The organism is Streptococcus cristatus (assembly GCF_963529205.1).
GTDB lineage: Bacteria > Bacillota > Bacilli > Lactobacillales > Streptococcaceae > Streptococcus > Streptococcus cristatus_O.
The window spans coordinates 1-11,474 of record NZ_CAURYF010000042.1 but is presented as its reverse complement, the minus strand read 5'-3'; the positions used below and the strand labels follow the sequence as shown (position 1 = coordinate 11,474).

The window sequence follows — 11,474 nt, the reverse complement described above, 5'->3', positions numbered from 1 at the left end:
CCTCTCGCTGGGCAGAAGCCCTGCGGGAAATGTCCGGCCGTCTGGAAGAAATGCCAGGTGACGAAGGCTATCCAGCCTATCTTGGCAGCCGGATTGCTGAGTATTACGAGCGGGCTGGCCGGGTCAAGACGCTCGGTTCAACTGCGCGCGAAGGCTCTATAACCGCTATCGGAGCCGTATCACCTCCAGGTGGAGATATTTCTGAGCCAGTAACGCAAAATACCCTGCGGATTGTCAAGGTCTTCTGGGGCTTGGATGCACAGCTGGCTCAACGCCGGCATTTCCCAGCTATCAACTGGTTGAGCTCTTACTCGCTCTATCTAGACGAAGTGGGAGCATATATCGACCAGCATGAGAAGATTGCTTGGGCAGAAAAGGTGACCAAGGCCATGAATATCCTGCAAAAGGAAAGTGAACTGCAGGAAATCGTGCGTTTGGTGGGCTTGGATTCCTTGTCTGAAAAGGACCGGCTGACCATGAATGCAGCCAAGATGATCCGCGAGGACTACCTGCAGCAGAATGCCTTTGATGATGTGGACACCTATACTTCTTTCAAAAAGCAGGTGGCTTTATTGAGCAATATCCTGACCTTCGATGCGGAGGCCAATCGTGCCTTGGAGCTGGGAGCTTATTTCCGGGAAATCATGGAAGGAACGGTGGAGCTGCGTGACCGAATTGCCCGCAGCAAGTTTGTCCATGAAGACCAGCTGGAAAAAATCCAGGCCCTCAGTCAGACTATTGAGGAAACCCTGCACCAGATTCTTGCCCAAGGAGGACTAGACAATGAGCGTCATTAAAGAATACCGCACCGTCAGTGAAGTTGTCGGCCCTCTGATGATTGTCGACCAAGTCGCTGGTGTGCATTTCAATGAATTGGTAGAAATCCAGCTACATGACGGTAGCAAGCGCCAGGGCCAGGTTCTGGAAGTCCAAGAAGACAAGGCTATGGTCCAGCTTTTTGAAGGTTCTAGCGGAATCAATCTGGAAAAAGCCAAGGTCCGCTTTACCGGTCGTCCGCTAGAGCTGCCAGTGTCAGAAGACATGGTAGGCCGGATTTTCAATGGCATGGGCAAGCCAATTGATGGTGGCCCAGCTATCTTGCCAGAAAAATACCTGGATATTGATGGTCAAGCTATCAATCCAGTAGCTCGCGACTATCCGGATGAGTTTATTCAGACTGGAATTTCGGCCATCGACCACCTCAATACCTTGGTTCGGGGACAAAAATTGCCAGTATTTTCTGGCTCTGGTCTGCCCCACAAGGAATTAGCCGCTCAAATCGCCCGTCAGGCAACGGTGCTCAACTCTGATGAAAACTTCGCCGTGGTCTTTGCAGCCATGGGGATTACCTTTGAAGAAGCCGAGTTCTTCATGAATGACTTGAGAGAAACAGGCGCTATTGACCGCTCGGTGCTCTTTATCAATCTAGCCAATGACCCAGCTATCGAGCGGATTGCGACGCCGCGGATTGCCCTGACAGCAGCCGAGTATCTAGCTTATGAAAAGGACATGCACGTTCTGGTCATCATGACTGACATGACTAACTACTGTGAAGCCCTGCGGGAAGTTTCCGCAGCTCGTCGTGAAGTGCCGGGTCGCCGTGGGTATCCGGGCTATCTCTATACTAACCTGTCCACCCTCTATGAGAGGGCAGGCCGTCTGGTTGGCAAGAAGGGCTCGGTGACGCAGATTCCGATCCTGTCCATGCCAGAGGACGATATTACTCATCCGATCCCAGACTTGACAGGCTATATTACGGAAGGTCAGATTATCCTTTCACGCGATCTATACAACAGCGGCTATCGTCCGCCCATCAATGTCCTGCCATCTCTGTCTCGTCTCAAGGACAAGGGTTCAGGTGAGGGCAAGACCAGAGGTGACCATGCTGCAACCATGAACCAGCTATTTGCCGCCTATGCGCAAGGCAAGCAGGCCAAGGAGTTGGCTGTCGTTCTGGGGGAATCCGCCCTGTCCGAAACGGACAAGCTCTATGTGCGCTTTACTGACCGCTTCGAGCAGGAATACATCAATCAAGGTTTCCAGACCAATCGAACCATTGAGGAAAGCTTGGATCTGGGCTGGGAACTCCTGTCCATCTTGCCAAGAACAGAGCTTAAGCGGATCAAGGACGATATGATTGACCAATACCTGCCGCAAACCAAGGAGGAAGAAAGATGACGCGACTCAATGTCAAGCCGACTCGGATGGAGCTGAATAATTTAAAAGCCCGTCTCAAAACGGCTGTCCGTGGGCATAAACTGCTCAAGGACAAGCGGGATGAGCTGATGCGGCGCTTCATTGAGTCTGTCCGTGAGAACAATCAGCTCCGCCAAAAGGTCGAATCCGCTCTGGTTGGTCACCTGCAGGACTTTGTCATGGCCAAGGCGCTGGAGAGCGACCTCATGGTCGAGGAGATTTTCGCTGTGCCCATGCGGGAAGTCAATCTACATGTGGAGACTGAGAATATCATGAGTGTGCGCGTGCCCAAGATGCATGCTCACATTGACAATCCCTACGGTGATGACGAGGGAGACGTGGTATATAGCTATGTGGCGTCTAACAGCCAGATGGATGAAACCATTGAAAGTATGAGCGATCTGCTTCCGGACCTGCTGCGACTGGCTGAGATTGAAAAAAGCTGCCAGCTCATGTCGGATGAAATCGAGAAAACTCGCCGCCGGGTCAACGGACTAGAGTATGCTACCATCCCTGACCTCAAAGAAACCATCTACTACATCGAAATGAAGTTGGAAGAAGCCGAAAGAGCCAGCCTCGTCCGAATGATGAAGGTGAAATAAGATGCGTAGGCGTCAAAAAACGACTGAAAAATAGGAACTGGGCGATTGATTCGATGAATCCGAGCCAGTTCTCTTTTTTCCGAGTTTTTAGCCGAAGCTCAATTTAGCTGAGCTAACAAGAATAGATATATTCACAGTAAAAATAGACGAAGAAGCGATAGCTTCTAGGAGATTTTATCTTTTTTGCCAAGAGCTTAGGTCGGGTTCAGTTTGGCAGGATACAAAAAATAAAGAAAATTGAATAAAAAAATAGGAACTGGGCGATGGATTCGATGAATCCAAGTCCAGTTCTCTTTTTTCCGAGTTTTTAGGCTTATTTTAGCCTTTCTTTGACTATGTGAAAATCTGAAATCAAAAGCTATTAATCATTTTTAATGCTTTGACATGCCAATGTATAATCGCCTTTTATAAGGAAGCGAAGCGGTCCTGTTTCCCATATATTTATTTCTAACTATTGAGAATATGTTACAAACAAATCTCTATATTACAGAGGGCAGACAGTTCGATTAAATCGGATAAAAAAGGGTTTATTCTTGGGGAAATTATGTTAAGATGGGGTTTGTAGTATGAATGAAGAAAGGTGTACTTTACATATGAAAATCAATAAAAAAATGCTATTCGCTTCAACAGTAGCTTTGTCGGTGTTCCCATTGATAACAGCCAATGCTGAAGAGGAATCACAAAATTGGACAGCTAGAACAGTTGATCAAATCAAAGCTGATATTACTAGTAGCGAAAATCAACAGACTTATACAGTCCAATATGGCGATACTCTTGGAACAATTGCGGAAGCATTTGGTTTGGATGTAAATGTTTTGGCTCATATTAACGCGATTGCTAATATCGATCTAATCTATCCAAATACAGTTTTAAATATTACGACAAATGATAAAAACGAAATAACTGGTGTAGAAATTACAAGTCCACAAGCAACAAGAGCTGTAACAGGACCGGTTTCTGAGCCAGCTCCAGCAACTCCAGTTCAGCCTGAGGTAGCTACGGCAGAAACTACGGCTCCTTCAACTGAAGCAAATGCTGAAGTTCCAGCAGCCCCAGTGGCTCCAGCCCCTGTGGAAGAACAAGCGTCATCTGAGGCTCCAGCAGTTCCTGCAGAAGCTCAATCAGCTCCAGAAGCTGCTTTAAGTCAAGTGGCAGCTGCTGCGGAAGTGAGTGAACCACAATCTACTGAGCCTATCACGGAACAAGCAGCTCCGGCAACCCCAGCTCAGCCTGAGGCTACTCAACCAGAAGCTACAACTCCAGTGGCCGCCCCTCAATTGGACCAAGAGCAGGTTAACCAAGATGTTACTAATATTGAATCTCCAACCTACACTGCTCCAGCTGTAGCAACTCAAACAAGCAATAACGCTGCTAATGAAGGGTTGAGACCGCAAACTGCTGCTTTGAAAGAAGAAATCGCAGCTAAATATGGAATTACAGAATTCAGTCTCTATCGTCCAGGTGATAGCGGAGATCATGGTAAGGGCTTGGCCGCTGACTTTATCGTTGGCAACAATACTGAGTTAGGAAATCAGGTTGCAGCTGACGTTACTTCTAACATGACCGGAAGAGGCATCTCTTATGTTATCTGGCAACAGAAATTCTATGCACCGTTTGATAGCATTTACGGTCCAGCCAATACTTGGAACCAAATGCCAGACCGTGGTAGCGTAACTGAAAACCATTACGACCACGTGCATGTATCTATGAATGAATAAATAAGACAATTAAAAGCCCAGAAATGGGCTTTTTCTTATATTCTCTGTGAAAAAGCGAGAATTTTCTGATAAATTTTGGTATAATAAAACGAATTACAGGTAAAGGAAAAGAAAGAATGACTTTAGTTTATCAATCAACACGTGACGAAAAGAATAGAGTAACAGCCAGCCAGGCGATTTTGCAAGGTTTGGCGACAGACGGAGGCCTTTTTACCCCCATTACCTATCCGCAGGTCGATTTGGATTTTGCTAAGCTCAAAGACGCTTCTTATCAAGAAGTAGCCAAGTTGGTTTTATCTGCATTTTTGGATGATTTTTCTGAAGCAGAGCTGGACCACTGTATCAACCATGCCTACGACAGCAAGTTTGATGATGCGGCGATTGCTCCCTTGGTCAAGCTGGATGGTCAGTATAATCTAGAGCTTTTCCACGGAGCGACCATTGCCTTCAAGGATATGGCTTTGTCTATCCTGCCTCACCTGATGACAACTGCAGCCAAAAAGCACGGCTTGGAAAACAAAATTGTCATTTTGACAGCGACTTCTGGCGACACAGGCAAGGCGGCTATGGCAGGATTTGCGGACGTTCCAGGAACTGAGATTATCGTCTTTTATCCGAAAGACGGTGTCAGCAAGGTCCAAGAGTTGCAAATGACGACGCAGACAGGTGCTAATACGCATGTCGTTGCCATTGACGGCAACTTTGACGATGCCCAGACTAATGTCAAGCACATGTTTAACGACGTTGACCTACGAGCTCGTCTCTTGGAGCACAAACTCCAGTTTTCATCAGCTAACTCTATGAATATCGGCCGTTTGGTGCCTCAGATTGTCTACTATATCTATGCCTATGCTCAGCTGGTGAAGACGGGAGAAATCACAGTAGGAGACAAGGTCAACTTTACAGTTCCGACAGGGAACTTTGGTAATATCTTGGCGGCCTACTATGCCAAGCAAATCGGTCTGCCAGTTGGCAAGCTAATCTGTGCATCGAATGAGAACAATGTCCTGACAGACTTCTTCAAGACTCAGGTTTATGACAAGAAGCGGAGCTTTAAGGTGACGTCTAGTCCGTCCATGGATATTCTGGTTTCCTCTAACCTGGAGCGCTTGATTTTCCATCTGTCTGGTAATAGCGCTGAGAAAACAGCTGACCTGATGGAGGCTCTGAATGAGCATGGACAGTATGAACTGATAGACTTTGACGCTGAGATTTTAGAGCTCTTTGCGGCTGATTATGCGACAGAGCAAGAAACAGCTGCTGAAATCAAGCGGGTCTATCAAGCATCTGACTACATCGAAGACCCTCATACGGCTGTCGCGTCTGCTGTCTATCAAAAATATCTGGCAGAGACAGGTGATCAGCGCAAGACTGTTATCGCGTCTACCGCTAGTCCTTACAAGTTCCCAGTTGTGGCTGTTGAGGCTGTGACTGGCCAAACAGGACTTAGTGACTTCGAGGCTTTGGACCAACTGCACGAACTTTCTGGCGTAGCCCTTCCACCAGCTGTGGATGGCTTAGAAACAGCACCAGTTCGCCACAAAACAACGGTTGCTGCAGACCAAATGCAGACAGCAGTCGAGGATTACTTAGGATTATAAAGTTTGCTTAGAAAGCCTAAAATCAGCTAGATATCTGGCTGATTTTTTCTTGAGATGTCCTATGGAAAAGTGAAGTAGCTTATGCTTAAAAGGAAGAATTTTCTTTATGACGACTTATAAAAAAATCATGAATATAGCCCTGCCAGCTATGGCGGAGAACTTTTTGCAAATGCTCATGGGTATGGTAGACAACTATCTGGTAGCCAGTCTTGGACTAATTGCAATCTCTGGTGTCTCGGTAGCCAGCAACATCATTACTATTTACCAGGCAATTTTTATCGCACTAGGGGCTGCCATTTCTAGCCTGATCTCTAAGACCCTAGCTCAGGGGGACAAGGAAAATCTAGCCTATCATACAACCGAGGCTATCAAGCTGACCTTGCTTTTGAGCCTTCTGTTGGGGCTGATTTCTCTACTCTTTGGCAGGCAGATGCTGGATCTTCTGGGGACAGAAAAGGCAGTGGCTGAAGCTGGGGGTCTTTATCTGGCTCTGGTTGGTGGGACTATTGTTCTGCTAGGCTTGATGACTAGTTTTGGAGCTTTGGTGCGGGTCACGCGCAATCCTAGATTTCCCATGTATGTCAGTCTTCTGACAAATGTGCTCAATGCCCTCTTATCCGGCCTAGGGATCTACGTCTTTCAGCTTGGTATAGTCGGTGTAGCGCTGGGAACGGTGTTGGCTCGTTTGATCGGTGTGGTTATTCTCTGGCGAGAGCTGGATTTGTCCATGATTCGCTGGAGCTGGTGCTTAGATCGAGAGCTCTTGCGCCTGTCTCTGCCAGCTGCAGGAGAGCGTCTCATGATGCGGGCGGGTGACGTGGTGATTATCGCTATTGTAGTCGCTTTTGGCACGGAAGCAGTAGCGGGAAATGCTATCGGTGAAGTTCTGACTCAGTTTAACTATATGCCTGCCTTTGGGGTCGCAACAGCAACAGTCATGCTGGTCGCCCATGCGGTTGGTGAGGGAGATATGCAAGCGGTCAGTCTGATTCGCAAGCGAACCTTCTGGCTATCTTTTGCTTGTATGTTGCCCGTGGCTCTAGGGATTTTTGCATTTGGTCGGCCACTGACCTTGCTCTATACGGATAATAGCGGAGCTATCACAGCCAGTCTTCTAGTCATCCTCTTCTCCCTATTAGGAACTCCTATGACAGTGGGAACCGTGATTTACACAGCTGTCTGGCAGGGGCTGGGCAATGCCAGACTGCCCTTTTATGCCACGACTATTGGCATGTGGCTGATTCGCATCATCTCAGGCTATTTGTTGGGTGTGACCTTTGGCTTGGGCCTTCCGGGGGTCTGGGCTGGGACGCTCTTGGACAATGGCTTCCGCTGGCTATTTTTAAAGGTTTTATTTGACAGAAAAATGAGGAAAATCACATGACAACAGCTTTTATTTGGGATTTGGACGGCACCTTGCTGGATTCCTACGATGCTATTTTGGCAGGGATTGAAGAAACCTATGCTCACTATGGTTTAGACTTCGACAGGGCGAGTATTCACAGCTATATCCTAAAGCACTCTGTACAGAAGCTCTTGGAAAAAGTAGCGTCTGAGAAAGGTCTGGACGCTGCCGAGATGAATGTCTTCCGTGGAGCAAGTCTAAAGGAGAAAAATGCTCAGGTTCATCTGATGGAAGGAGCGGCGGAGATACTGGCTTGGGCTGAAGAGCAGGGCATTGCCCAGTTTGTCTATACTCACAAGGGACTCAATGCCCATCAAATCTTGGAAGACTTGGGCATTCATGATTATTTTACAGAAATCATCACAACAGCCAACGGCTTTGAGCGCAAGCCCCACCCAGAGGGTGTCGACTATCTGCTCGAGAAATATGACCTGGACAAGCAGGAAACCTACTATATCGGCGATCGGACATTGGATGTGGATGTCGCAGTCAACAGTGGCATCCAGAGCATTAACTTCTGTGACTACCGACCAGAAATCAATCAAAAAATCGAGAAATTGGTGGATATAAAGCAATTATTTACAAGATAAAAAGCAGACTAAAACTGATCTACTGTCAGCCTAGCCTGCTTTTTATTTTACATATTTTCAATGTGAAGTTCTAACAAGAACTCAAGAGCTTCGGGAGTGCAGTTCTTGTTTTCAATTGCAAAACCAGTGTTCTCCCCTATCAAGATATAAAAATCTCGCTTTGTCCTAATGACTTTGACAATATCATCATAGGTATAGTGAAATTCTCCACGTTTATTCTGAGCTACAAAAGCCTCTCTGTCAAATATCAGAGTGACCTCCATGTTCTGAAATAAAGGATTTTTTTGATAGGCTCTCTTTATCTGATAATTCATGCCAAAATAGTACATAGAGGCGCAAATAGGGGGAGCCAATATGATAGATATTATCTTTTTCTCTAACGGACTGAACATTACGTAGGTGAACAGTCCGATTATCAGTATGATTATGTATAATACAAATCCTTTTCGTCGCACGAGAATAGCCCAAGAAAATCTTTTATAAACTTCTTCAGTCATAAGAGTTGTAATACGGATTGGAAACATCTCTTACCTCCTAGTTTTTATTATTATAACACAGAGGAGTAGTTAAAATCACTTTCTATTTTCCACACCGCCTTTTCTGTCTTTGTCCGCCTTTCGTGTTATAATAAACCTATGGAAAAAAAGAACAAATTATTATTAATCGACGGTTCGTCCGTTGCTTTTCGCGCTTTTTTTGCGCTTTATAATCAAATCGACCGTTTCAAGAGTCCATCTGGCCTGCATACCAATGCCATTTATGGCTTCCACCTCATGCTCAATCATCTCTTGGAGCGCGTGCAGCCGACCCATGTCCTGGTAGCTTTTGATGCTGGCAAGACGACCTTCCGGACCGAGATGTACGCAGACTATAAGGCAGGTCGGGCCAAGACACCGGATGAATTTCGTGAGCAGCTGCCTTTTATCCGAGAAATGCTGCAGCACCTAGGCATTCGCTACTATGATCTGGCTCAGTACGAGGCGGATGACATCATCGGGACCTTGGATAAGATGGCTGAAAAGACAGCAGTGCCTTACGATGTGACCATTGTCAGCGGCGATAAAGACTTGATTCAGCTGACGGATGATAATACCGTGGTGGAAATTTCCAAGAAAGGCGTGGCCGAGTTTGAGGAGTTTACCCCAGCCTACCTCATGGAAAAGATGGGCATCACGCCAGAGCAGTTCATCGATCTCAAGGCGCTGATGGGCGATCAGTCGGATAATATCCCCGGCGTGACCAAGATTGGTGAGAAGACTGGCCTCAAGCTCCTCTTGGAGTATGGCTCTTTGGAAAATCTCTATGAAAACATTGACCAGCTCAAGGCTTCCAAGATGAAGGAAAATCTGATCAATGACAAGGACAAGGCCTTCTTATCGAAGACCCTAGCTACCATCAATACTCAGGCTCCGATTGAAATCGGGCTGGATGATTTGGTTTATAAGGGTCCGCAGATAGAGACCCTGAGCAAGTTCTATGACGAGATGGGCTTCAAGCAGCTCAAGGCTCAGCTAGGAACTGCTCAGGAACCAGTAGAAGTCAAACCAATTGAATTTACCAAAGTGACTGAGGTGACAGCGGATATGCTGGCACCAGAGCAATTCTTCTATTTTGAAATTTTGGGCGACAACTACCATAAGGAAGAGATTGTCGGTCTTGCCTGGGGCGATAGTCGTCAGATTTATGTCGGTTCCAGCGATTTACTGCAGCAGCCTCTCTTTCAAGAATTTTTGGCAAAAACAGCTCTAAAAACCTACGACCTCAAGCGGACCAAGGTACTGCTCAGTCATTACGGCATTGAACTACCAGCAGCCTCCTTTGATGCGCGCCTAGCCAAGTATTTGCTTTCGACGGTCGAGGATAATGAGCTGGCGACTATTGCTCGCCTCTACGGCCAAACAATTCTGCCGACTGATGACGAGGTTTATGGCAAGGGAGCCAAGCGAGCTTTGCCGGAGCAAGAGCAGCTCTTTGAGCATCTAGCTCGTAAGGTTCAAGTGTTGTTGGAAACAGAAGAGCCAATGAAAGACCAGCTCCGTTCCCACGATCAGCTGGATTTGTTGCTTGAAATGGAGCAACCGCTGGCCTTTGTCCTAGCTAAGATGGAGATTGCAGGGATCAAGGTTGAGCGGGAAACCCTGCAAGGCATGCAGGTGGAAAATGAAAAGACACTGGAAAGTCTAACGCAGGAGATTTATGATCTGGCTGGTCAGGAGTTTAATATTAACTCGCCCAAACAGCTGGGAACCATTCTCTTTGAAGATATGGGGTTGTCGCTGGAATACACCAAAAAGACCAAGACGGGCTACTCGACAGCGGTTGACGTACTGGAGCGTTTAGCACCGATAGCACCGATTGTGTCTAAGATTCTGGAATACCGTCAAATCAGCAAGCTCCAGTCCACTTATATCATCGGATTGCAGGAGGCGATAGCGGCTGACGGTAAGATTCACACTCGCTATGTTCAGGATTTGACTCAGACGGGCCGCCTGTCCTCGGTTGACCCGAACCTGCAGAATATCCCCGTTCGCCTGGAGCAGGGGCGCCTCATTCGCAAGGCCTTTGTGCCAGAGTGGGCAGACAGCGTGTTACTCAGCTCGGATTATTCCCAGATTGAGCTGCGGGTGCTGGCTCACATTTCGCAGGATGAGCATCTGATTGCTGCCTTTCAGCATGGAGAAGACATTCACACCGCTACAGCCATGCGGGTCTTTGGTATTGAAAAGGCAGAGGATGTGACGCCTAATGACCGCCGTAATGCCAAGGCTGTCAACTTCGGAGTAGTCTATGGCATTTCCGACTTTGGACTGGCCAATAATTTGGGAATTTCCCGCAAGGCTGCCAAGGACTACATTGAGACCTATTTTGAGCGTTTCCCAGGAATCAAAAATTATATGGAAACGATTGTTCGCGAAGCGCGTGATAAGGGCTATGTAGAGACTATTTACCATCGTCGTCGTTCTTTACCGGACATCAATTCCCGCAACTTTAACATCCGAAATTTTGCGGAGCGCACAGCCATTAACAGCCCCATCCAAGGATCGGCCGCAGACATTCTCAAAGTCGCCATGATTAATCTGGATCGAGCTCTGACAGAGAAGAATTTCAAGTCGCGCATGCTCTTGCAGGTACACGATGAAATCGTGCTGGAAGTGCCCAATGACGAGCTAACAGCCGTCCGCCAGCTAGTCAAAGAAACCATGGAAGCCGCGATTGAGCTAGCCGTTCCACTAGTGGCTGATGAAAATGCCGGCCAAACTTGGTACGAGGCAAAATAAGATATCAAGGGCGTAAAACACAAAGTGAAAAGAGAAAGCTGACGCAGCATTCGATGAATGCGAGGAAGCTTGTCTTTTTCACAC

9 protein-coding genes are annotated in these 11,474 nt (G+C 47.1%); 8 read left to right on the top strand and 1 reads right to left on the bottom strand.

What is annotated here, in order from left to right:
- From RWS39_RS08500 to RWS39_RS08470, 7 genes are all read left to right on the top strand, one after another.
- A partial coding sequence (locus RWS39_RS08500; RefSeq protein WP_462982797.1) for an ATP synthase beta subunit C-terminal domain-containing protein occupies positions 1–797 on the top strand: 797 nt, incomplete at its 5' end.
- Positions 784–2,178 (top strand): V-type ATP synthase subunit B, encoded by a 1,395-nt coding sequence (locus RWS39_RS08495; protein WP_002902006.1) that lies wholly within the window; start codon positions 784–786, stop codon positions 2,176–2,178. The genes RWS39_RS08500 and RWS39_RS08495, both read left to right, overlap by 14 nt.
- The gene (locus RWS39_RS08490) at positions 2,175–2,798 is read left to right on the top strand and encodes a V-type ATP synthase subunit D (protein ID WP_125365943.1); all 624 of its coding nucleotides are present in this window, start codon (positions 2,175–2,177) and stop codon (positions 2,796–2,798) included. The genes RWS39_RS08495 and RWS39_RS08490 overlap by 4 nt, the downstream gene beginning before the upstream one ends.
- 593 nt (positions 2,799–3,391) lie before the next feature.
- Positions 3,392–4,516, top strand: a complete 1,125-nt coding sequence (locus tag RWS39_RS08485; RefSeq protein WP_314482492.1) for a LysM peptidoglycan-binding domain-containing protein — start codon at positions 3,392–3,394, stop codon at positions 4,514–4,516.
- A 116-nt stretch (positions 4,517–4,632) separates the two neighbouring features.
- Entirely contained in the window at positions 4,633–6,117 is a 1,485-nt protein-coding gene (gene thrC, locus RWS39_RS08480) for a threonine synthase (protein WP_061594197.1), read from the top strand.
- Between the two features lie 106 nt (positions 6,118–6,223).
- Positions 6,224–7,501, top strand: a complete 1,278-nt coding sequence (locus tag RWS39_RS08475; RefSeq protein WP_061594196.1) for an MATE family efflux transporter — start codon at positions 6,224–6,226, stop codon at positions 7,499–7,501.
- The gene (locus tag RWS39_RS08470) at positions 7,498–8,112 is read left to right on the top strand and encodes an HAD-IA family hydrolase (RefSeq protein WP_314482486.1); all 615 of its coding nucleotides are present in this window, start codon (positions 7,498–7,500) and stop codon (positions 8,110–8,112) included. The genes RWS39_RS08475 and RWS39_RS08470 overlap by 4 nt, the downstream gene beginning before the upstream one ends.
- A 47-nt stretch (positions 8,113–8,159) precedes the next feature.
- Here the strand turns inward: RWS39_RS08470 and RWS39_RS08465 are convergent, their stop codons facing one another.
- Positions 8,160–8,636 carry a YcxB family protein gene (locus tag RWS39_RS08465; RefSeq protein ID WP_048779127.1) on the bottom strand — a complete coding sequence of 159 codons (477 nt, stop codon included), beginning with the start codon at positions 8,634–8,636 and terminating at the stop codon, positions 8,160–8,162.
- Positions 8,637–8,747: 111 nt separating this feature from the next.
- On the opposite strand from RWS39_RS08465, the gene polA reads away from it, so the two are divergent.
- Positions 8,748–11,390 carry a DNA polymerase I gene (gene polA / locus RWS39_RS08460; protein ID WP_314482481.1) on the top strand — a complete coding sequence of 881 codons (2,643 nt, stop codon included), beginning with the start codon at positions 8,748–8,750 and terminating at the stop codon, positions 11,388–11,390.
- Positions 11,391–11,474: the final 84 nt, after the last annotated feature.